Origin of the sequence: Bacillus sp. DX3.1, assembly GCF_030292155.1 — a bacterium.
Lineage (GTDB): Bacteria > Bacillota > Bacilli > Bacillales > Bacillaceae_G > Bacillus_A.
This window is the reverse complement of sequence record NZ_CP128159.1, coordinates 1-23652: the sequence shown is the minus strand read 5'-3', so window position 1 is coordinate 23652 and position 23652 is coordinate 1. Positions and strand designations below refer to the sequence as shown.

Genomic DNA, 23652 nt, shown 5'->3' with positions numbered 1-23652 from the left:
ATAATTTAATATTTCATTTAATCTAATATAAAAAAAAGCTATACTTTTTGTAGGCATATATTGGTCTGACCCCATTTGGTGAGACAAAGAAAAAACACCTAGACCACATGTTTCCTATAATCTATAGGTGACATGTTATCTAATTTTCTCTGAATCCGTTCATTATTATAGTAGTGGATGTATTCATCCACAGTTTGTATTATACTAGCATTATTCGATTGTTTTATATTTTGCGCATAGAATCCTTCGGATTTCAAATGAGAATGAAAGGATTCTATGAGGGCATTATCATGGCAGTTTCCTGTACGAGACATGCTTGTGATAATGCCTTTTTCTTTGGCATATGTTTGAAATTGTTTTGATGTATATACTTTTCCTTGATCCGAATGTAAAATCGTATCAATCACATTTCGCTTTCTTAAAGCCTCTTTTAGAGTATCTAATACAAGAGAAACATCCTGTGTCTCACCTATTTTATAACTTACAATTTCATTGTTAAACCCATCTATAATAGATGAAAAATAAAGAGTCTTATTGCCGAACATCAAATACGTGATATCAGTGAACCATTTTTCATTAGGCTTGGTAGCTTTAAATCTCCGTTGTATTCTATTTTTAGCTACCACTGGTTCATGACCGAGCACAAATATCTTCTTCTTTTTTCTAACCCGAGATAATACGTTGTATTTTCTCATGATACGTAATACTTTTTTATGATTCATTACAATGTTAAATTGATTACGTAGACAAGCTGTAACCCGACGATATCCATACCGATATTTATGATGTTGACATATTTCTATTACGGTTTTTTCTTCATGATTAGTTACTGTTTTCTCGTGCTTTTTCCAACGATAATAAGTAGCGCGCGAAATATTAAATATGGAACACAGTTCTGCAATTGTAAAAATTGATTGCCATTCCTTTATCATTTTCATTATTTCTTCTTTTCCTCCCACCTCCTTAAGGTTTCTTGGCACTTTTCCAGCAATATAATCTTTGCCTTTAAATAACGTATTTCTAATTCTTTTTGTTCAAGTTCTGTTAACTTTTTTAAGCCTTTTCCATGTGCAGATTGTCTTCCAATAGATTGTTCAAACCGATAGGTTTCACCTTCACGATACCATTTCATCCAAGTTTTAATTTGAGCCACATGCTTAATTCCTAAGGCATCCATAATTTCTTTATTTTTGAATCCTTGGTGTTTCATTTCAACTACTTTCCACTTTATTTCGGCGGGATAATGCGTCTTTTTCCCCATGCGAAAAACACCTCCATTAAAATCATAACTTACTTACGATTTAGAGAGGTGTTTTTTATCGTCTCATTCTCAGGGTTCACTCCATACAGAAAGGATGGCGTTTTGTATGACTCTATCGATTCAAGATGAGTTTCATTTATTCGCTGAAGAACTACAGCGATATCTATCTCCAAACATCCTTCAACAGCTTGCACAGGAGACGGGTTTCGTAAAACGTAAAAGTAAGTATGGCGCACGAGATTTGGCCGCTTTATGTATTTGGATTAGTCAACACGTAGCAAGTGATTCCCTCACTCGATTATGTAGTCAACTTTATGCAAATACAGCTACACTTATGAGTCCAGAAGGACTTAATCAACGTTTTAACCGATGCGCTGTTTTATTTCTACAGCGTATATTTTCTCTTTTAGTCAAAAGCCAACTAAATGATTCGTCTCAAATCCAAAACCAATATACTTCTTATTTTCAACGTATACGTATTTTAGATGCTACTATTTTTCAAGTACCCAATCATTTATCCCCTATTTATCCTGGTTCAGGAGGATGTGCACAAACAGCCGGTATCAAAATTCAGCTAGAGTATGATTTACATAGTGGAAAATTCCTCAATTTTCAAATGGAGCCAGGTAAAAATAATGATAAAACCTTTGGTACAGATTGTTTAGATACCTTACGCCCAGGAGATTTATGTATTCGAGATTTAGGATACTTTTCTCTAAAAGATTTAGACCAGATGGATCAACGCGGTGTATTCTATGTTTCACGGTTAAAATTAAATAATAGAGTATATGTAAAAAATGATTCTCCAGAATTCTTTCGGGATGGGACAGTAAAAAAGCAATCTCTATATGTTTTACTTAACCTTGAAGATATTATGCATCAGATAAAACCAGGAGATACTTATGAAATCCGGAATGCCTATATTGGACAACAAAAATTACCCTCACGAGTTGTAATATACAGACTGACATCAACTCAAACTCATAAACGTAGGAAACAGCAAACCTATGTTGAAAAGAAAAAAGGAGTTACATACTCTGAAAAAAGTAAACGATTAACAGAAATTAACGTTTATATTACCAACATACCATGGGAACTTGTTCCGATGGAACAAGTTCATGATATCTACTCACTACGTTGGCAAATAGAGATTGTATTTAAAACATGGAAATCTCTTTTTGGTATTAATCATTGTCACAATATTAAGCGAGAGCGTCTAGAATGTCATCTTTATGGACAGTTAATCGCTATTTTTCTTTGTTCTTCCACTATGTTCAAAATGCGACAGCTGTTACTACAGAAAAAACAAAAAGAATTAAGTGAATATAAAGCAATTTATATGATTCAAGATCATTTGTACTTAGTATATGAAGCTATACAAAAAGACACCCAAGAAGTATCAAAAATTTTCCTTCGTCTGTTTGACCTCTTACAGAAAAACGGACGGAAATCGCATCGATATGAGAAAAAGACAGTCTTTGATATTTTAGGTGTCGTTTATCAGTGTACTGTATCCAATCTAAAGCAGAAAACTGCATAATCTTTAAAAATATACCGTATCAAGGTTTATTTGGTATGCGTATTTTTAAAAACAAATAAACAAAATATCAAGCATGTAGGCAACATGAACGGAAGTTCATAGGAAACCCAACCTTAGCTTGATGGGCATGTATGGTGACCCCTCTTAGACAAAAATAAATCTTTACTGCAAAAGTTAGTGCCAGAAGATTTTAGAGCTTTAACACCACTTATCTATGCCCACGTAAATCCATATGGGACATTCAAATTAAATATGAAAGAACGTCTAACACTCCAGAGATCTTCTTAAGATTTTTCAAAAAAGAAACTTCCTTATGGTAGTAGAGGGCACCATATATACATTGATACCACTGAGTTGTTTACTACGAGGAGAATATTTTATTCCTTTCTTTGTAAGGTTCTCTTTATCGAGCAATCAATTAGCGAAAATTTGAAGAAACACAGAAGTAAAAAACCTTCGTGTTTCTTTTTTAATATATTTATTAGAAACCACCTTGCACTTCCCTGTACAGTTGCTCCTTCTAGCCCTCATTAAACAAAGTAAAACCCACTGCACACAAGGGTCCTTTAGTCATAAGCTTCACTAATTGTTTTGCAGTATATTTCGGTGAATATTTCATGTCATTTTGAAGCCACCAAATTGCCATCCCAACAACACAGGAAGTGATGAAATGGAATACCATATCCTTTGGAATATCTAAGTCATGGTCTTCAATTTTAAGCTCAATGAAATTTTGTTCAAGATTATCCATAATAGTCTGCTGCATTTTTAGGTTAAAATCATGAATGCCATGAGGTCCAAGCATGCTTTTATAAAAGTCTGCATGTTTTAATATACACTCAAATATGGATTGTAAAATCCCCTCGAATTCCGAAAAATCTATTTGATGTCCCTGCACATGGGCATATAGGACCATCTTACTTGTCAACTCTCCTAGTACATTCTCACTAAGCTTTGTTAACAAATCTTGTTTATCCCTGTAATGCGAGTAAAATGTTGCTCGATTGATGAGTGCCTCATCTGTGATGTCTTGAATGGTAATAGCATCGTATCCCTTTTCCGCTATCAGTTTGATAAAAGCGTCATATATAAATTTCTTTGTCCGAATAATCCGCAGATCCGCCTTTTTCAACATCTTATACCTCCCTGTTCGTTATTATCATTATAAACAACAGATTTCATCCGGTTGTTTCTTATCTTACATTTATGCCCTAAATGTAAATTGCAATGTGTAGTAAAAACGATATAATTTCATTATAAACAACATGTTGTTCGTTATCTATCTTTTTGTTGGATGAATGCTAGGAGGAATAATTTAAAATGCTTACAGTAAAGCAATTTTTCAAACAAAAGATGATTCTAGGTGGCGTTTTAGGTATTATGGCTGCTGTTATCATCGCTAGTTTTGCTTTTATGGGTTCAACTGTTAATCCTATACCCAAAGACTTGCCCATCGCTATGGTAATACAGGATACAGGTGTGAACTTACCAGGACAAGGAAGTGTAAATTTAGGAGATAAAATAAAAGAGCTAATTTTGCAAAATAAGCAAAGCCCAGTTAAATGGACGTTCTTACAAACGCAAGAAGATGTATTGCAAGGGATGAAGGATAAGAAGTACTACGCTGCCATCGTGTTTCCACCAGAAATATCCCAGCAACTTGTATCGCTGACCACATCTAAGGGACAACAAGCCGAGGTACAAGTCTTGGTGAATCAAGGGATGAACTATAATGCCGCAATGGTTTCAAGCCAAATGATTGATAAGTTCATTGGAGGGATAAACGAAAATATCCGTAATACCTTGCTTGATCAGCTTTCACAAAGAAATATGACACTAACAACTGAACAGGCAAAGTTATTGGCAAACCCATTTATTGCTAAAACGGAGTTGATTCATCCAGTTCAAGCACGTACAGGTAATGGAAATATTCCTATAATGCTGACACAAATCTTATGGATTACTACTCTTATCAGCTCCTTAGTCTTATTTATAGCTGTCCAAAAGTTTACAAACGGACGCGTTACAGGAAAATCAGTCCTATCACAGATTCTTGCGGGTTCTGTTTTCGTGACAGTAATTGCAAGTTTAACTCTTTTCATTGCTCATACCATACTCGATGTAAACATACCGAACCAAGGAGAAATTTTCTTATTGTTACTTTTCTTTGGCTTCATGTTCTTCCTTTTGCAAAGTGCAGTTCTCAACTGGATTGGCCGTGTCGGGGTACCAATATTAATGGTAGTCTTCTTCTTTTCTATGCCAACCTTATCACTGGCACACGAATTTCTTCCGGATGTGACAAAACACTGGTTGTATTCTTGGACTCCTTTTAAGTACAGTGTAGAAGCATTTCGTAACAGCTTCTTCTTTGGAGGATACGGGATAGGATCATATGTTCAGACGATGGGGTTTCTTGGACTTGTATCTCTTATAATTATGGTACTGGCTGTATTCAAAGGGAAAGATAAACAAAAAGGTTCTTTATCTACTGAGTCAGTGTAGAGAGAGTAGATCTAAAGCCAAAGAGATACAAGAGAAATCCCTTGTATCTCTTTGGCTTTCATGAGCTCGACTTTATTCAGCATCATTAAAAAGGAAATGGAATATCACAAAATTCCATTTATCGGACAATACATTAGAGAAAACTTGAAAAAACGAGTCTTAGAAACTCCATAATTTAGTAATCCATTATATTTTATGTAAATGATATGACGGACTAGAGCAGCAATCCTGTGATTCTCCCTAATAGAAATGTTAGGGTACAGCTTCCATATATGAATCCTATATTTAAGAAAGAATAGGTGAATTTTATAAAGATGAAAAACCCTAAAGTTCAATTATTATTTGTATTTACACTTGTCTCTATCGTTCTCTTTCTGTTGAATACATCCATTATCTCACTATACAACTTTGTCGACGTACTATGGTTTATCACAATAGTAGGAATTGCCTTCATTATTTTTATCGAAAATCGTTCCCCACAAAGTACTTTAGCATGGTTTTTAGTATTAGCACTTCTTCCTGTTGTTGGTGTAATTTTGTACTCTCTTTTTGGCCGAAGTCGTTGGAGAAGAAAGAAGCATCTACATCGTTCAGAAGAGCAAAGAAAATTATTCCGTGAGATTTTAGAAGGAAAACGCCTAGATTTATCATTCACTTCCTCATTAAGTGAGCGCTCTACTTATTTAACACAGGTTGTACAGAAATTCGGTGGCGGTCCTGTTGCCAATAATACTACAACAAAACTCTTAACAAATGGGGATCAAACATTTACAAACATTATACAAGCTATTGAAAGTGCTACACATCATATACATATTCAATACTTTATTTATCGAGCAGATGAAATTGGTACAAAAATTCGCGATGCATTAATTAAGAAAGCAAAATCTGGTGTAATTGTACGCTTTCTTTATGATGGGATCGGAAGCAATTCATTACGAAATCGTTTCTTACAACCCATGAAAGATGTAGGAATTGAGGTTGTGGCATTTGATCCTATTCTTTCGTCATGGCCACTTGAAACAGTAAATTATCGTAACCATCGTAAAATTGTCATTGTAGATGGAGAGATTGGTTTTACAGGTGGGCTCAACATTGGCGATGAGTATCTTGGTCGTTCTAAAAAATTCCCAATTTGGCGTGACAGCCACTTAAGAATAGAAGGAAAAGCATTGTACAAATTACAAGCGATATTCCTTGAGGATTGGCTCTATGCCACTAATGGTTTAAATACTTATTCTTGGAATCCATTTATGAATACAAAATACTTTCCAGGTAAACAAAATTCTCATGCAGAAGGTGCTATTCAAATTGTAGCAAGTGGACCAAGTTCAGATGATACAAACATTCGTAATACTTTACTTGCTGTTATAGGTTCCGCTAAGAAATCAATTTGGATCGCAACACCCTATTTCATTCCAGACCAAGAAACATTAACATTACTACGTTTAAGTGCAATGGCTGGAATAGATGTCCGTATTCTATATCCAGGTAAGAGAGATAGAATCATTAGTGATCTAGCATCTCAATCATACTTCACACCACTTCTAAAAGCCGGTGCTTCAATTTATAGCTATAAAGATGGTTTTGTGCACGCTAAAATTGTACTTGTAGATGATGAAATTGCAACAATTGGCACAGCAAATATGGATGTCCGTAGCTTTGAACTAAATTATGAAATCATTAGCGTACTTTATGAATCTAAGACAGTTCTTGATATTAAACGTGATTTTGAAGAGGACTTTAACCATTCGTCTGAAATTCGATGGAAATCATTTCAAAAACGTAGTATTCGAAAACGAATACTGGAATCCCTAATGCGTCTGATTTCCCCTTTATTATAATTCCGAAAAAAGTAATCAAAACAAATTTGCTTACTTTTTCCTTTACACTAACATAAAGATATTATATAGTTAAGTTAACTAAACTTAACTATATGTCGAAACGAAAAAACGGCGTACAATGAAATAACAGAATGATTGGAGGAAGAATAATATGACTAGTTCTTATAAAGAAGTAATTACCGACATGAACCGGGCCTACAATGAATTAAACATTTTATTATCTCAGGAGTTAAAGAATGAGTTTGGTCTTACAGGGCAGCAAGAGAACATGATAATCTATATTAATTTAAATAAAAATACTACAGCTAACAGTATTGCGACCACTTTTAATATATCCAAAAGTGCTGTCAGCCAAGTTTTATCTAAATTGGAGAAACATAATATGATTTCGAAACACGTAAATCCTAACAATAAACGTGAGTATTTCCTTACACTTGGTCCTAACGGTAGCAAGTATATAGAACGATTGTCTCAGCTAGATGATTTACTTATTGAGAAATACTTCTCTAAAATTGATATCGAAGCCTTGCAGCAAATGACCGATACCTTAATGAAAATAAATCAAATTATACTGGAAGAAAAAAAGAAGAACCTTGAGCCCAAATAGTAATAAAGTCTCAATGAGAAAGGTAAAGGAGTACAGCATGATTCGTATGGCACTAAGGACATTTAAAATACAAATGTATTATTTGCTAGGCGCGATGTTATTAGGATGGATTATGACGCCTTTTTCGCCCCATTTTTTAGGTGCAAGCATTGGCTTGCTTGTTAGTATGTATTGTGTTTGGATTTTAGGAAGGCGTATTGAAAAGTTTGGAGATAGCATTGTAAAAAAAACAAAAGCACCGACGCTTGGTATGATTAATCGGTTTGCAGCAGCGATACTCGGTGCGATTATTATGTATGAGATTGAACACCATAGTGTCATGTGGACATTTGCTGCCGGAATTATGGGTGGTTATTTCTTAATTGTGATTAATTTAGGGTATTATAGCATGAAAGATACGAAGAAATAGATTAGCATAAAACTTTTTTGGGGGCACAGCACATTGCTATCAAGCTAAGGTTAATAAAAGTCATTTTCAAAAATGGCTTTTTTCTTTTTCTAAAAAACCAGTGTAGATTATTGGAAATTCTGCATATCAAATAAACCCTAACTGGTTTCATTTTTTTATTGGGATCCCGCCAGCCAAATGACATAAAAACCACGTTAAGACATTTTTCGGAAGTGAAAACCTTGATTTTTGTAAGCTAAGGATTGTAACTAAAACGACCGTTTTTGTTACGTTTTGTATTTAAAAATATGAAATATTCTAACCATTGGATTAGTTGTAACAAAATACTGTATCAAAAATAATCCGTAACATTATTAATAAAACGCCTTTTTGTTACAACGAAATCTGATAATGGAAATAAAATACAGCCTGTGACCCATTTTTACACGTATCTCGGCTGAACCCCAATATAGCTTTTCCTTTCAGATGCTACATGACTTGAACTGGTCTAGCGATTGACCTTATAGTACGATAGGGCGCGTTAATCGAGGATGAAGGCTAACGACTCTGAGGTTTTTTAAATATCCCTAATAAAAAATTGGATGTAAATACCAAATGGCTAAGTAAAGCCTTTTTAGAAACAAGCACCAAATCAAGCGCATATTTTCACTCACACAGGTAACATTAGTACTTGTACGATCCAAACACATCCCTTAGGAGGTTTTCATCATGGGCTTTTTTGATTTATTTAACGAAGAAGGAACTCAAAAGGAAACTCGAAAAAAGGTACGTGAAGTAGATCGCACTGCCGATACAGAATTTGCAGCAGAAGACGTACATCTTGATCTTCGTGCTGAAGAATTGGAGATCGACAAACACCGTGTGGAGACTGGTGATGTGACGCTTCATAAGGACATTGTTGAGGAAGAACAATCAGTGAATGTCCCTGTTTTACATGATCAAGTCGTTATTGAACAAAGAGCCGTTGATCACGAACCAACAGATGAACCAATTACAGAAGAAGAAACGGTTCACATTCCAGTAACTGCTGAAAAAATTGATGTAGAAAAGCATACGGTCGTCACTGGTGAAGTCTCTGCTCATAAACGTTCGGTTCAGGAAACAGAACAAGTACGCGACGTACTTCGTAAAGAAGTTGCAGATGTTGAATCGCATGGTAATACAGATATTATCAAAGAGGACTAATTGTGCCTACCTACTTAACTTCTAGTTAAGTAGGTTTCTTTCCATTCATATATAAAAAAGAACTTCAGGAGGTCCTATGGGAAAGTATATTACTATTGGTGCGATAATCGGTAGCATAATCGGTTGGGTAACAGGTTTTACAATCGTAACAGGACTCGTTATAGGAGCAATCGTAGGCGGCATTAGTTATACAATGAATTCGAGAAGGAACATCGACAAACCGACTAAAAAAACAAATGAAATTAAAGAAAAAACGCTTCAATTACGAGAAGAGCAGCTGGAAATAAAAAAAAAACGAGTACAAACGGGGGAGGTAAAGGTTCATAAAGAAGTCGTCGAAGAACAGAAAACGTTCACTGTTCCTATTAAGCGTGAAGTATTAGTAATAGAAGCAGGAAATGAGGAGGAACTTCGAATTCCTCTGAAAGAAGAAGAAATTGAAATAAACAAACACCCCGTGCAAGTAAATAAAGTATTGGTTACAAAACGTCAAATAGAAGAAATAAAACAAATAAAGGAAAAGCTGAAAAAAGAAACAGCACAAGTTTACGTTACAGGTGATGATGCGGATGTCATAAAAAAGCCGCCTTCTGTAACAAAGGACTAAACCATTTCCCGCTTTATTCGGGTAGGATAGGTGAAGGCGCTAACCAACCCCTGCTCCTTTTACGTAACCTTCGAGACCATCTTCGCCTCCAACAATCAACAGCGCTGCATTGATAACACTATTGCAGTCAACTGCATCACAATCGAATGAGGAGGTAACTCATGGTTCTGTTGCAAAGTTTTCTACATGGGGTCACACGACCCAAAAAAGAAATTTGTACGTTAAGGAATTTTTTTACATGAATAAGTAGTAGATGAACCAATAAACGTACTATATCCACTTGTTGGTTTTAAAAACCTTATAGTTATTGCTATTAAGGTCGACTAACCAGCACCAATTGGTATCTCTGTTTTTCTTTTTAATTTTGATAAGTGTTATTGATAGCTTACAAACCTGTAACTTTTGGAGATATTTTGCGCGTGTTTTAAGTGATAATTTGCACATCCAACTTTTAACCCCAGCTACCTTCACATTAGAAGTTTAGCTGGGGTTCTTCATTAATTATGTCCAATCACTAACGAGTTTTGGAACAAATAATAACTTATTTATGAAATGTTTGCTTTTTTACTTTTGTTCAGCAATCGGGCCATATTCTTGATTAGCTAATTGTGAAAATAATGGAAAATTGAGATAATTGTTATTAAGTTAAAGAGCAGGTTAGTTTAATATCATCAGTAACTTTATTCAGAAATAAGTGCTGTAAATAATGAAAATATAAAAAAAACTTGGCGGGAGAAACAATATCTAAATGATTAAAGGGAGGAAGAATTATGCCCAATAACGTAAGACCAAGAAGAATAATTTTAGATTTAGCAGTTTCTTTAGATGGTTTTATTGAAGGGAAAAATGGGGAAGTTGATTGGTGTATCATGGACTCTGAGATGGGGTTTATTAATTTCTTAAATCAAATTGATACTATTTTATATGGAAGAAAAAGCTACGATTTATGGGGACAATTTACTCCAGAAATTGAAGATATTGATACTGAAAAAGAAATTTGGGAATTAGTTCATAGTAAAGAAAAATATGTGTTTTCCAGAACGCAAAAAGGGACCGATAATAAAGTAATATTCATAAATGATAATATTCTTGAAGAAGTAAATAAATTAAAGAATAAGCCTGGTAAAGACATCTGGCTATATGGTGGAGCAAGTCTTATTACAACTTTTATCAATTTAGGGCTTGTTGATGAATTTAGATTATCTGTTCACCCTGTTATTTTGGGAGAAGGAAAACCATTGTTTATTGATATAAAACAGAGATTGAATTTAAAAATGGTTAATACAAGAACGTTCTCCTCGGGCGTTGTGCAACTAATCTATCATTTGAATGTGAATTAATAATATTGCGCATTCCAAAAATAAAATACCCGATAGTAATTGTAACTTGTTCCGCAATCGGGCGCGATTGCGGAACAATGAGCAGTCGCTTTTTTACTAGGCGGATCCGAATAGTTCTATAAATAATTAGATGTAAATAATTAAGAAACCCAGCTAATCTTCTGATGTGAAGGTAGCTGGGTTTTTAAAGTTGGATATGCAAAATAACACTTAAAATATACGCAAATTATCGGTCAAAGTGACAATCAATACATTGACCTACATCAAAACTTATGGTCAAAAGTGAACGTAGAAAAGGTGATTTTTTGGTTAAATATGGATACGCCAGGGTGAACACGTTAAACCAGGATTTGGAATCTCAAATTCAAATGTTAGAAAAAGAAGGTTGTGAAAGAATTTACTCTGAAAAATTTACAGGGACAAAATTTGACAGACCAAAATTTCAAGAACTACTTTCTGTACTAGAAAATGGCGACACACTTGTTGTAACAAAATTAGATCGTTTTGCACGTTCAGCTGAAAATGCAATCCAAACGATTAAAATGTTATTTGAAAAAGGGGTTAAAGTTCATGTTATTAATATGGGGGTAGTGGAAGATACACCAACGGGTAGGTTAATGTTTAATATCATGAGTGCATTCGCTGAATTTGAAAGAGATATGATTGTAGAACGTACACAAGAAGGAAAAGCGATTGCTAAGTTGAATCCTAATTTTAAAGAGGGGCGACCAAAGAAATATAATAAAGAGCAAATGGAACACGCTCTTAATTTATTAAAAACAGAATCTTATAGGAAAGTGGAGAGAATAACAGGAATTAGCGTAAGCACCTTGCAACGTGCTAAGAGGAAGAAAGAAAAAAAGTAATTCTGTCTAAAAGTAAAGAGAGGAGTGTTTTTTATGAATATACATTTTGAAGATTTAAACAAGAGATTCGAATTATTGTTTGGAAGAAATGCTTTTCAACGCTTTCATAATTATGTCCAGGATAAAGGGATTCACAATGTTGATTTTCATTCGATTGAGCCTGAACATGTTAATGAGTGGATTAACATGCAAAGTACTGAAGTTATTAAAAAAGTAAACTTTTTACGTAATAATAATAGTAAGCCTTTTGATATTTTAATAAATGAATTCAAATTAATGTATTTATATTGGTTATCAGGAAAAAAGCATTTTCATATTGAGGATGATCTTGCAAATAAACTAGTTCAAACAGATATTCATAAAGTTAACTCTTCCTTTCTTAAATTACCATTCCCGGTTGTATATTTTACTGTTCCTGAAGATTTAGTCGGAATTTCATTTGTTGATGATAACGATGAATGCCTTTACCAAACAATAGCTCAAGGAGCTTATGTATCAGAAGTGAAAAAAGATAATATGATGCATTGGTGGATTGCAATGTTTCTAAAAGTCCAAAAGACGGAAACTGGAAATCCTAATCATGGGGAGATATCAATATGGATTAGATTACCTATATTGGATAATGAAAATATATTTGATTCACTTACTACAGTTTTAGACGAATACTTCCCTGAAAATTCTGTTACCGTAGATGCTGCTGATTACTATTTAAATAGAAAGAGTAGAGCTATAGCTGAACAATTTTCAATTTTAATTGTAAATACACTGTTATACTTACAATCTGATAAAGCAATCCTGGACCATGTAGGAGAGTCTACAGAACATCATAAAAACAGGAAAATAAAAAAGAAAGAGAAACAAAATAAGAAATCGCTTAGAACTTCTTATATTCGTATTGGAAAAAAAGTAACTATTGATAATAAACATAAACAAGTATATAGAGAGTTTAATTACCTTAAAGATCAACCTAGAAAAAGGAAGGAATTTAACGGACAATGGATTGTTAGAGGCCATTGGAGAAATCAGCCATATGGAGAAGGACTGTCAAAACGTAAATTAATTTGGATTGAACCCTATGTAAAAGGTGTCGGTAAATTAGAAGAAATAGAATATATCGTTAAATAGAACCGTAATTTACATATATATTCAAAAACCGCGATACCATCAGACGCATTTTAAGGCATTTAATTTTAGTTTTATATATAAAGGGTCTTTGAAATTCGAAATTTCAGCTCATAAAAAAACAGCAACAGATTTTATGTTGCTGTTTTTTATGATTTTTAGTTTACCAGGTGTCAGCGTGACTATATTGATCAATTACAGGGCTTGTTTTAGATAAATCACCATGAGTTGCTTGTTCTGATTGTGAAGGAAATGTTAATCCAAGAGACAAAATAGCTGAAAGAGATAATCCCATTATTATTCCTGTGAATTTTTTCATTATTTGGGGTCACCATATCATTTTAAGAAAATTGTACGTTAAGGGGTTTATAAAGGTTGCGTAAACTTAATAAACGTTTATAAATATTGTATAACATGTTTATAAACGCTATAAACCTTAATTTTATAAGGATACAAGTTATGTCCTTAAAGGTATACCTTTATAAACGGTTAATTTCTTTAAGGAAGAAGCAAGCATGTACCGAAAGGTATTGATATTTTAAGAACGTTCCTAAAATATATTTTTGATGTTTTGGAATGCTATGTTGGGGTTCAGCCGAGATACGTGTATTAACTATACTAAATAAAACCATAGTCCTTATAGTTCTTTAAGTAAGGTTTATGGTTTTTATTTATCTTTAAATAAAGAATAACTATATTGATTTTTCAAATTATTTAAAGTATTTTAAGGTGGGGATGTGGTATTAATGAATTTTACTGGAGTAACAATAAAATTGTTTAATTATAAATAAAATTGTTATATTTACAATAAAAATGTTTAAAAACGCCAGTCATGTTATTCCGTTAAAGGGCCAAATTCTGGAGTAAGGCTAATTGAACTACCGGGCAGTATTGTTCAACAATATTTTTACATTAGTTAGTTCACATTCGTAGTAAAATGCGAAGTAGAGATTATATGTAAAGGAGAGATACTATATATGGGAAAAGAATTGTCAGAAATGACGCTAGAAGAATTGTGGGAGTTATTCCCCATCATTTTGAAAGAACATAATACAGATTATAAAGATTGGTATGAAATTGAAAAACGGAAACTTTTAAGTTGTCTTGACGAAAAAAATATTATGCGCATTAGTCATATAGGAAGTACAGCTGTTGAAGGACTAATTGCCAAGCCAATAGTCGATATTTTATTGGAAATAGATAATGGAAGCAATATTGAACAATTAACAAATACTTTACTACATAATGGTTGGTTATTGATGTCATCCCAAAGTAATCCATGCATGAAAATAGCATTTAATAAAGGATATACAAAAGAAGGATTTGCAGAAAAGGTGTATCATCTACATGTTCGTTACTACCACAACTGGAATGAATTGTACTTTAGAGACTACCTTATTGAACATGAAGAAGTTGCTAAAGAATATGGTAAACTTAAATTAGGACTTATAGAAGAATATGAACATGACCGAGATGGATATACAGATGCTAAATCTAATTTTATTTTGAAACATACAGAAAAAGCAAAAGAAGAATATGCTGACAAATACAACCCCGAAAAATAAATATAATCTAGAGTAAATTTATTGCACATTATTTATATTTTATGTATCAAAGATTGTGAAAGGGTGTACTTAAAGTAACGGAGGCGTTAGTTCAAGAAGGACTAATCTATTTCTTATAACAATTTTATAGTTCTGATCTTCAGCAATCGGGCGCGATTGTGCAATAACACTTAGATTTAAACGACTTTATTGTTGTATTTTTAAGTGCAGTGAAGTATTTCACATCAAAAATTAAACAACTTTATTTTAACCCCGTCTTAAAATCAGAACGGGGTTATACGTGTTTTAGGTTTTAAAATTAAATAACTTTATTGTCATTTTACATAATCCGCCCTTACGTTGAGTACATGTATTCAACGTAAGGGCCCTTTTAAATTCGTTTTTTAATTTTCTTAGTTAAGATAATACACGTATCTCGGCTGAACCCCATGTTAGCATTAATTTGCGTAGTTCCAAAAGGTATACCTTTTGGAACAAAAAAAGAATCCTATTACAGTAAGGATTCTTAAACAGGGAATTACAAATATATAACATAAGAGTATTACTTACTATTATAGTTTATATTCATACAATTTAATGTAGGGGAATATTTACATATCAATTATGTATTATCCAAATTGTGTCTAAACGTACAATTTTCTTTTTTTGATATGGTGACCCCTTCAATATAAAAGATGCCAAAAACAGCTTAAATAATGTCTCAAAACCCGTCTTTAAATCAAAATCTCAATTCAAATCATGTTATTGAGTTTTGAGAATACCTTAGCGTATAAAAACGTTAAAATGTGCGTGCTACCCCTTTATCCGCGTTTTGATGGCAGGACCCCTAATGTCTATTGTTCCTCTATCCCTTTTTTAAAAATGGAAGACATAGTACGCATCATAGTAGCGCCGTCCATTATCCAAAGGATCACTCCACGTCAGTTTTGCGTGATTGACTTCCTGTAAATCAATTGGTACATCTGGGAAAAAGAGAACCTCTACCTCTTCTGTCTTTCCTGGACTAACTGTACCGTAGAACGTTGATGTTTTTAACTCACTATGTGCGCTTGTTCCGTTATTCAAATGAAGTGTAGCCTTACCAATGTTACTCCGTGCAATCGTGTCCCGGTAGTTGCGGAGTTCAAGCCGAACTTTTATCATTGGTTTTCCTAGAAAGTTCGTATGTCTGCCAATATCTTCATTCCTCGAAGCATTCGTTAAAACAACTGACTTCACGAACGTTTGTAGACCGTCTGCATTCGGGATTTGTGAGGTTTCATCATAGGTCACCGTATGAATACCATTAGGAGGGAAACCATAGGAATCTACATCCTGTGACCCATCACCTCCCCATACCTCTTCTCCATATTCCTCTTCTCCATTGGCCCCCGACACTTCGTCAGGGGTAGCAGTGACATCTGTTGGTTCTTCATCATTCGTTTCATCCGAAACAGCATGTGTGTCTTGCATAGTGGTTTCTGTTTCTCCTACAGATTCATCCTTTGTTGCATTTACAATATTCAACATAATGATGACAAGGGAGGTCATGCAAAGAATCACAACATACGGTTTCCAGCGAAAACGTATAGGAACGGAACTCGTGGATGTTGTGCGCGGTGACGAATACGGTTTGGTATCTCTTTCGTTCATTTCTTCCATCTCCGCATAATACAGGGACCAAAGAACATCGTATTGTCCTCTCTTGTAGGGATCGTGTAATGTATCATACGCTTCCTTAACTAAAAGGAAATCACCCTGGCTCCCTCCCATATCAGGATGATGTCGTTTTGCCTGTTTTCGATAGGCTGTTTTCACCTCTTCGGTACTCGCCTGAAAAGGTATCCCCAATATCGCATAATAATCAATGAAATCTTCCACACTATCTCTCCTTTAATCCCCCAAACGTCATATACTATTTATTGTACTTAGATATGCAGAAGTTGGGAAACAAATTCTTTTTGGCCGTTCTCTCATACATTTCCTGCAAGTTTCTGCTATATTTCAAAACTTAAGGAAGAGCAGTAGCTTTTTTCTTATCATTTTTTCCATACAATCATAGCAAGAGGTGTTAGAAGTGAGATGTAACAAAATACCGTATCAAAAATAATTTGTAACATTATTGATTTTAGACCTTTTTGTTACAACAAAATATAGATATTGGAAATGAAATACAGACTATGACTCAAAATTACATGTATCTCGGTCGAACCCCAACTACAAAAACACAATGGATACACATAAAGATGTTTAAGAGCACGTAGTAAGAAATGACCTTTTATTCCTAAAAATTGTCTTAACATGAGTTTTATATCATTGGGTTGATGGTACTCTTTTTATGTTTAGGAGAAATTAATAACTATTAGCAAGAAACCAAATGATAACCATAATAGTTACAATCCACATCCATGTATAGGACCCATTGTCTTGGGTGAAAGAGGAACGACTAGAACTAGCTGACGCTGCCGTTTCCTTTGGAGTCTCAAATGGATTAAATTTCTTCACTTTTGCTTGTTCTTGTTGTTCCCCCCACCCCCAACTGTGACGATATTCGTATCCCGAATCAGATGAAAAGGATTCAATTCCCATAACGAAAAAATTCCATCCTTTCTTTTCTGCAAAGGCTTTGGCTGCTTGAAATTTAGCTTGATTAACTGAAAGATTCATTTCTCCCGAAAGTTTTACTTCAATTAATGCTGTAACATCCTCTTTATAGTAAACGAGAGCATCAGGAACGTAATAATGTGATTTCCCGAAATATGTATAAGGAATGGAACATGGTTCTACAACAAATTTTACTACATTTCGACTACGGTTAATGGTATGATACACCTTTTCCTCTAAGGGACTTCGACAATAGGCTTCTTTTTCCATTTTGCTTAGTTTTATGATTTTGGGATAATCGTTTCTTGATGATGATTGCTGTTGATTGGAATTTACGCTTGATGTGGCGGATAAAAGAAGAGAAGTTTCTTGACGATTAATTTTTTCCAATGGTACTTGACTCCATGCAATCGGTATTTGTTCTGCTGATTCATCTAAGACTTTACAAATCTCCAGTCGACTTAATCGAAAGATCCTCCATTCACGACGGTAATAACAGTATGCAATCATGTAATTTTTTCTGTGAAACGAAAATAAATGGATCGGTTCTGTAATACGGTTTTTATTATTATAGTGCATATACACTTTTTTTCGATTGGATATTGCCCTTTCTACTTTTTGTCGTGTTGACAATCTACTCACCTCTATTTTCCTCTGTTATACTTTTTTATATTAATATTTTATTGTGTTTCATAGACTAATACGAGTACTTAATGTAATAATTTAGCTATTTTATTAAGTAAGCATAATTTATGGATAACCAATAATTATTAATCATCCATTTCTGTATATCATATTCATGTCAAGTTAACATAACACGTCATTATCGGTATTCAATGTATCTAGGAATCTAAAAGAATCCCTTCAGAAAATCCTTAGATGGCATACGGCAACGATTCAAGGAATAACCCGCCGCATCTGAAAAATTTTCCAATTTAACTTTTGGTACAAGTCATTTGAGACACTTTCACCTTAGGAAAATCAATAAATAGTCCGCCATCCCAATAGAGTGTACCCTATTGAGAAGAAATCATTTCCTTGATATTATTAGTCTCATAGACTCTCAATAATACTTATCAAAAATATGTACAAAAAGAGGGATGTAAATGGTCTATGGATACGCACGTGTAAGTGCACAAGATCAAAATTTAGATACACAAATTGAACAAATTATAAAATATGGAGTAGATGAAATCATAAAAGAGAAAATTAGTGGAGTAACAAAACAAAAGCCGGAGTTAGACACGTTACTTTCAAAACTAACTACTGGGGATACCTTAGTCGTAACTAGAATGGATCGTTTAGGTAGAAATACCATTCAACTGTTACAGTTAGTAGAACAATTTCGGGAAAAGGATGTTCACTTTGCAATTTTAAATTTAGGAATTGATACAAGAACTCCAACGGGCAAGTTCTTCTTAACTGTCATGGCTGCCTTTAGTGAGTTAGATCGTGAAATGATTAAGGAAAAACAACATGCGGGAATAAAGCTAGCAAAACAAAAAGGCGTATATAGAGGAAGAGTGAAGAAATACACGGATAAACATCCTGGCATGAACCATGCAATTGAATTACGAAAACATACCAATAAAACAGTAAAGGAAATATGCCAGATTACAAGAGTGAGTCAGGCCGCTCTATATCGTAGATTAAAAGAACTTGAATAAAGTTCTTTTTTATATTTGTAATTAAATCCCAGAGTGGCCCCTCATACCCAGAATCGTTTCCGTACCCCAGAAGGGCTTCCCTCGATCTCCTTTAAAACAATAAAAATGAGAGCATGTTTTGAAAAAAATTACTCAAAACATGCTCTTCATATTTGTTTTCATATCAAAATTAAGTGCCCCTTGTAGTTCCATTCCTTTTGTCTAAATAAATTTAAAAACATATTGTTAGGGGTCACCATACATGCCTATCAACTTAAGAATGTCATTGAAATGTACCAATAGATTCTAGTGCAGCAAAATAAATTGTGCTATGATGTGAGCAAATATAAAGCTATCTAACGGAGGGATTCACATGCCGCATGTTGTGTTTCGTGGAATTACTACTGAACAATTAAAACGCATAAGCAAGCCATTAGTAGAAGAGCTCGCAGAGATTTGTGAGTGTGGTACGGATAATTTTACGTTGGAACTACCAAGTTCTACGTTTATATTCAATGGAGAAGAAATAGAAGCGTTTCCTCTTATTGAAGTGAAATGGTTCGAGCGTGGACAGGAAATTCGTGATCGATGTGCCAAGGCCATTACTACATATGTAATGGATTTTGGACTTCCAGAAGTAGAGGTTGTATTTACGGTTTTCACAGAATCAGCGTATTATATTAACGGGAAGCATTGTGCAAGTTAGAGCTATTTGAAAGATTTTTGTAACATTTATAAGGGGGAGCGCCACATGCCCATCAACCTAAGAATTTTATAACACCTCAAAACAAAAAAATTGTACATTTTCACATGAAGATGTCAATTTTTTTGTTTTGAGGTATTTGTATTTCTTAACTTGATAGCGATGTGGCGGTACCCCATACTGATCACGCACCTTTTTTAGAGTAATAGTATCAATATGTCCAAGATTTAGAGATTACTTGCAATTATCTTGATGTTTTCGCACCAGAACCCCTTAAGTAGACCTAAACAAAACTTTTCTTTCTCTACAGCTAGTTATTTATAAGAGCGCGTCTTATTTAAACCAATATCTTGATGCAATTTCACATATCCAAATAAAGGGAATTGATATGCGGAGTGTAATTAAATTATATTAATAATATTTAATTTATATTAACTATTTTTTGCAGATTAAAATAGTTATTTTTTAACCTTATACATCAAGTTGTAACTTTTATAGTTACTTATATAAAATCAAATGATAATTTTTGTAGTATAATATTTTCATTTTCGTTAATGCACAATATTGAATTTTTTTGATATAATCGACAAAATTCTTCTATTTACGCATTGGAAGTTTAATGATTTAATAAAAACATAACTGGTATGACCACTAAGGAAGGAAAAGATTACGCTAATATAAGTTCGGTAAAGTTATGAGTAACATTATTTTTATTGTATTATATTAATAATATGATAAAAGTCTCAAAAACAGTCTATAATCACAAAATTATTGCATTTATAAATAAAATTAATGAAAGACTTTTGTAACATTTATGAAAGTGTATTGAAAGATACTTAAACTAAGATAAATATAGCAAAAGTGATTTTATTCCAAAGTAAAAGTATAAGCATGTACAGTGCAATTCTATTTTTTGTGATTTTATAGAAATGATGAAAGAAAGGAAGAGATAACATGAATCATACGAAAAAAAAGGAAGGGGTTGGTTTTTTGAAAATCCAGAAAAATAATAAAGGAATAAAATTACTAGCATGTTTATCAATTGGCTTATGCACTTTTAATTATTCTTCTATTTCTTTCGCTGAAACACATACAAGTAATTCAGCTGATGCAACAAAAAAAGCTATTAACATTGATACTGGCATAGCAAATCTTAAGTATAATAATCAAGAGGTTTTAGCAGTAAATGGTGATAAAGTAGAGAGTTTTGTTCCGAAAGAAAGTACAAATTCAAATGGTAAATTTGTAGTAGTTGAACATGAGAAAAAATCACTTACAACTTCACCAGTCGATATTTCGATTATTGATTCTGTGGCTAATCGTACTTATCCAGGAGCAGTACAACTTGCAAATAAAGCTTTTGCAGATAATCAACCTAGTTTGTTAGTAGCTAAGAGAAAACCTTTGAATATTAGTATAGACTTACCTGGCATGAGAAAAGACAATACAATTACTGTCCAAAATCCTACATATGGTAATGTGTCTGGAGCAGTAGATGAATTAGTATCTACTTGGAATGAAAAGTATTCAAAAACACATACGTTACCTGCAAGAATGCAGTATACAGAATCTATGGTGTATAGTAAATCTCAAATCGCAAGTGCTCTTAATGTTAACGCTAAATACCTTGACAATTCACTGAATATTGACTTTAATGCTGTTGCAAATGGAGAGAAAAAAGTAATGGTTGCGGCATATAAGCAAATCTTTTATACCGTAAGTGCAGAACTACCTAACAATCCATCAGATCTTTTTGATAATAGTGTTACTTTTGATGAGTTAACTCGTAAAGGGATAAGTAATGCGGCTCCGCCTGTTATGGTGTCAAATGTAGCTTATGGTAGAACAGTTTATGTGAAATTAGAAACATCATCTAAGAGCAAAGATGTACAAGCTGCTTTTAAAGCCTTAATTAAGGGTCAAGGCGTTGAAGCGAGTGGACAGTACAAAGATATTTTTGAAGACAGTACCTTTACCGCTGTAGTATTAGGCGGAGATGCAAAAGAGCATAACAAGGTTGTTACAAAAGATTTTAATGAAATCCGAAATATCATTAAAGATAATGCAGAATTAAGTCCTAAAAATCCAGCATACCCAATTTCATATACAAGCACTTTCTTAAAAGATAACGCAACGGCTGCTGTTCATAACAATACAGATTATATTGAGACTACAACTACAGAATATTCTAGTGCTAAAATGACGCTTGATCATACTGGTGGATATGTTGCTCAATTTGATGTATCTTGGGATGAATTCTCATATGATCAAAATGGCAAAGAAGTACTAACCCATAAAACTTGGGAAGGAAACGGCAGAGACAGAACTGCTCATTTCAATACAGTCATACCACTTCCACCGAATTCAAAAAATGTAAAAGTCGTAGCAAGAGAATGTACAGGTCTTGCATGGGAATGGTGGAGAACAATTATTAATGAACAAAATGTTCCATTAACAAATGAAATGAAAGTTTCAATTGGAGGAACAACATTATATCCAAGTGCTAATATTAGTCATTAATTAAAGCCTAATATATGTCCGAAGCGCCCTGTTTACAGGGCGCTTTTTTACTTGGTCGCAAGTATATCGGCGCTTTGTTAAATATATCATACTCATCTAATTGGAGAGTCAACATGCTATTTTAAGTAAAGAAAAAACGCCCAAAAAGGCGGTTTACTTTTATATTGGGGTAGCACGCCATGCCCATCAAGCTAAGATTCTGAAGTACCCCCAAAATGAAAATTTTATATCTCTATGGTTAATTAGATCTCAGTTATTTTAGAAATCCTAAGTTTCTTCAGTTCAAGATAGAAGCTCTTCTCAAAAAAACAGAGTTCTTAAGATGCTTATCTTAAGAACTCTGTTTTTTAATTCAGCATGGAGAGCATAATTTTTTCTAATTCAGTTTTGTTTAAAATACTGCTGAAGATTACAATTTGATACGCGCTTTTCCCATCTTTTGTCGAAACAATCATCTTCATTCCTTTTACACTGCTGACATTCAATTGACCCAACATAACTTTGTTATTCCTCAGCTGATATTCTTAAATTTCATCAAAATCTCGTTCACTCCATGGATCTTTATTCTTATCCTTTATTTCTGACTGATAGATAGTGAAACCCTGAGTACCTTCTTCTTAAGTTATGATTCTTTTCATGAGAATCAAGTCAATGGATTCTACTTCTAGAGGCCCGACACGACCCAAAAAAGAAAATTGTATGTTAAGAGATTGATCGCTTTTAAAGATCGTATACTATACGATATATGAGAACTAATGTTTGTGATAAACTAAGATATGAATAAAGGGGGATTCGCATGAACAATTTTAACAATATAATCAAAAATTTAGATAAAATAGTTTATAAACCTAATAACTTAATGATCACTAATCTAAAAGAAGAAAAACAAAATTCAGAATATGCAGGAGGAATATTCCAGTTAAATAACAAAACCATACGTTTTAGGGTATCAAAAATTACTCCTAATAAAATTGGACAATTTGTTTCTTTTTGGGAGAAAAATGAAAACATGCAAAATCAATCCTTCTCTTACGACCCTGCTCCTGACTTATTAGTTATCACTTGTATTGATGAAAATAAACTAGGACAATTTATTTTCCCAAAAGAGATTCTTCTAAAAGAAAAAATATTGAAAACTCAAAGTCAAAAAGGAAAGATGGCTATGAGAATTTATCCTATTTGGGATAATCCTGTTAGTGATCAAGCAAAGAAGAGCCAAATGTGGCAACTTCAATATTTTGTTAATTTAAGTGATACTAATAATTTATCCATAGATAAATTATTAAACTTATATTCATAGCTTCTTGTTTTAATTTTGTAAGTGGCTCCAAAAAGAAGGAATCGTTGCT

General features: G+C 33.5%; 21 protein-coding genes. 15 read left to right on the top strand and 6 right to left on the bottom strand.

Annotated features, from left to right (window positions below; translation table 11 throughout):
* Window positions 1-98 precede the first annotated feature (98 nt).
* A protein-coding gene (locus QRE67_RS26200; protein WP_286125462.1) for an IS3 family transposase occupies window positions 99-1261 on the bottom strand; the annotation gives its coding sequence in 2 pieces (ribosomal slippage) (window positions 99-994 and window positions 994-1261; 1164 coding nt in all).
* 106 nt (window positions 1262-1367) lie between these two features.
* Between QRE67_RS26200 and QRE67_RS26195 the strand changes: the two genes are divergently transcribed.
* Complete coding sequence (locus QRE67_RS26195) at window positions 1368-2801, top strand: IS4 family transposase (protein WP_286125517.1); 1434 nt, start codon at window positions 1368-1370, stop codon at window positions 2799-2801.
* A gap of 520 nt (window positions 2802-3321) precedes the next feature.
* On the opposite strand, the gene QRE67_RS26190 is transcribed toward QRE67_RS26195, so the two are convergent.
* Complete coding sequence (locus tag QRE67_RS26190) at window positions 3322-3936, bottom strand: TetR/AcrR family transcriptional regulator (protein WP_286125516.1); 615 nt, start codon at window positions 3934-3936, stop codon at window positions 3322-3324.
* Window positions 3937-4121: 185 nt separating this feature from the next.
* Here QRE67_RS26190 and QRE67_RS26185 point away from each other — a divergent pair, with 185 nt between their 5' ends.
* The 9 genes from QRE67_RS26185 to QRE67_RS26145 all read left to right on the top strand — a co-directional run bounded on the left by QRE67_RS26185 (window position 4122) and on the right by QRE67_RS26145 (window position 13289).
* On the top strand, window positions 4122-5306 hold the full coding sequence (locus tag QRE67_RS26185) for a YhgE/Pip domain-containing protein (protein ID WP_286125515.1): 1185 nt from the start codon (window positions 4122-4124) through the stop codon (window positions 5304-5306).
* 314 nt (window positions 5307-5620) lie between these two features.
* Window positions 5621-7150, top strand: a complete 1530-nt coding sequence (locus QRE67_RS26180) for a cardiolipin synthase (protein WP_286125514.1) — start codon at window positions 5621-5623, stop codon at window positions 7148-7150.
* 151 nt (window positions 7151-7301) lie between these two features.
* The gene (locus QRE67_RS26175; protein ID WP_286125513.1) at window positions 7302-7757 is read left to right on the top strand and encodes a MarR family winged helix-turn-helix transcriptional regulator; all 456 of its coding nucleotides are present in this window, start codon (window positions 7302-7304) and stop codon (window positions 7755-7757) included.
* Window positions 7758-7794: 37 nt separating this feature from the next.
* The gene (locus QRE67_RS26170; RefSeq protein ID WP_286125512.1) at window positions 7795-8166 is read left to right on the top strand and encodes an ATP synthase subunit I; all 372 of its coding nucleotides are present in this window, start codon (window positions 7795-7797) and stop codon (window positions 8164-8166) included.
* A gap of 708 nt (window positions 8167-8874) precedes the next feature.
* Window positions 8875-9351, top strand: coding sequence for a YsnF/AvaK domain-containing protein (locus QRE67_RS26165; protein ID WP_002139618.1), 477 nt, complete (start codon window positions 8875-8877; stop codon window positions 9349-9351).
* Window positions 9352-9427: 76 nt separating this feature from the next.
* Complete coding sequence (locus tag QRE67_RS26160; protein WP_286125511.1) at window positions 9428-9958, top strand: YsnF/AvaK domain-containing protein; 531 nt, start codon at window positions 9428-9430, stop codon at window positions 9956-9958.
* A gap of 770 nt (window positions 9959-10728) precedes the next feature.
* Entirely contained in the window at window positions 10729-11298 is a 570-nt protein-coding gene (locus QRE67_RS26155) for a dihydrofolate reductase family protein (protein WP_286125510.1), read from the top strand.
* Window positions 11299-11570: 272 nt separating this feature from the next.
* The gene (locus tag QRE67_RS26150; RefSeq protein ID WP_286125509.1) at window positions 11571-12164 is read left to right on the top strand and encodes a recombinase family protein; all 594 of its coding nucleotides are present in this window, start codon (window positions 11571-11573) and stop codon (window positions 12162-12164) included.
* 33 nt (window positions 12165-12197) lie between these two features.
* A complete protein-coding gene (locus QRE67_RS26145) occupies window positions 12198-13289 on the top strand; it encodes an AcrVA2 family anti-CRISPR protein (RefSeq protein ID WP_286125508.1) in 1092 nt (363 codons plus the stop codon).
* 160 nt (window positions 13290-13449) lie between these two features.
* Here the strand turns inward: QRE67_RS26145 and QRE67_RS26140 are convergent, their stop codons facing one another.
* Window positions 13450-13605, bottom strand: a complete 156-nt coding sequence (locus QRE67_RS26140; RefSeq protein WP_286125507.1) for a Phr family secreted Rap phosphatase inhibitor — start codon at window positions 13603-13605, stop codon at window positions 13450-13452.
* 658 nt (window positions 13606-14263) lie between these two features.
* Here QRE67_RS26140 and QRE67_RS26135 point away from each other — a divergent pair.
* A complete protein-coding gene (locus QRE67_RS26135; protein WP_286125506.1) occupies window positions 14264-14851 on the top strand; it encodes a GrpB family protein in 588 nt (195 codons plus the stop codon).
* A gap of 855 nt (window positions 14852-15706) precedes the next feature.
* Here the strand turns inward: QRE67_RS26135 and QRE67_RS26130 are convergent.
* Entirely contained in the window at window positions 15707-16711 is a 1005-nt protein-coding gene (locus QRE67_RS26130; RefSeq protein WP_286125505.1) for a J domain-containing protein, read from the bottom strand.
* 471 nt (window positions 16712-17182) lie between these two features.
* Window positions 17183-18067, bottom strand: coding sequence for a WYL domain-containing protein (locus QRE67_RS26125; protein WP_286125504.1), 885 nt, complete (start codon window positions 18065-18067; stop codon window positions 17183-17185).
* Window positions 18068-18540: 473 nt separating this feature from the next.
* Between QRE67_RS26125 and QRE67_RS26120 the strand changes: the two genes are divergently transcribed.
* The 3 genes from QRE67_RS26120 to QRE67_RS26110 all read left to right on the top strand — a co-directional run bounded on the left by QRE67_RS26120 (window position 18541) and on the right by QRE67_RS26110 (window position 22303).
* Window positions 18541-19101, top strand: a complete 561-nt coding sequence (locus QRE67_RS26120) for a recombinase family protein (RefSeq protein ID WP_286125503.1) — start codon at window positions 18541-18543, stop codon at window positions 19099-19101.
* A gap of 352 nt (window positions 19102-19453) precedes the next feature.
* Complete coding sequence (locus QRE67_RS26115; protein WP_286125502.1) at window positions 19454-19786, top strand: DUF1904 family protein; 333 nt, start codon at window positions 19454-19456, stop codon at window positions 19784-19786.
* A 951-nt stretch (window positions 19787-20737) separates the two neighbouring features.
* Window positions 20738-22303, top strand: a complete 1566-nt coding sequence (locus tag QRE67_RS26110) for a thiol-activated cytolysin family protein (RefSeq protein ID WP_286125501.1) — start codon at window positions 20738-20740, stop codon at window positions 22301-22303.
* 347 nt (window positions 22304-22650) lie between these two features.
* Here QRE67_RS26110 and QRE67_RS26105 read toward each other — a convergent pair whose 3' ends face one another.
* The gene (locus tag QRE67_RS26105; protein WP_255258781.1) at window positions 22651-22800 is read right to left on the bottom strand and encodes a hypothetical protein; all 150 of its coding nucleotides are present in this window, start codon (window positions 22798-22800) and stop codon (window positions 22651-22653) included.
* A 299-nt stretch (window positions 22801-23099) separates the two neighbouring features.
* Between QRE67_RS26105 and QRE67_RS26100 the strand changes: the two genes are divergently transcribed.
* Window positions 23100-23603, top strand: a complete 504-nt coding sequence (locus QRE67_RS26100) for a MepB family protein (RefSeq protein WP_286125499.1) — start codon at window positions 23100-23102, stop codon at window positions 23601-23603.
* Window positions 23604-23652: the final 49 nt, after the last annotated feature.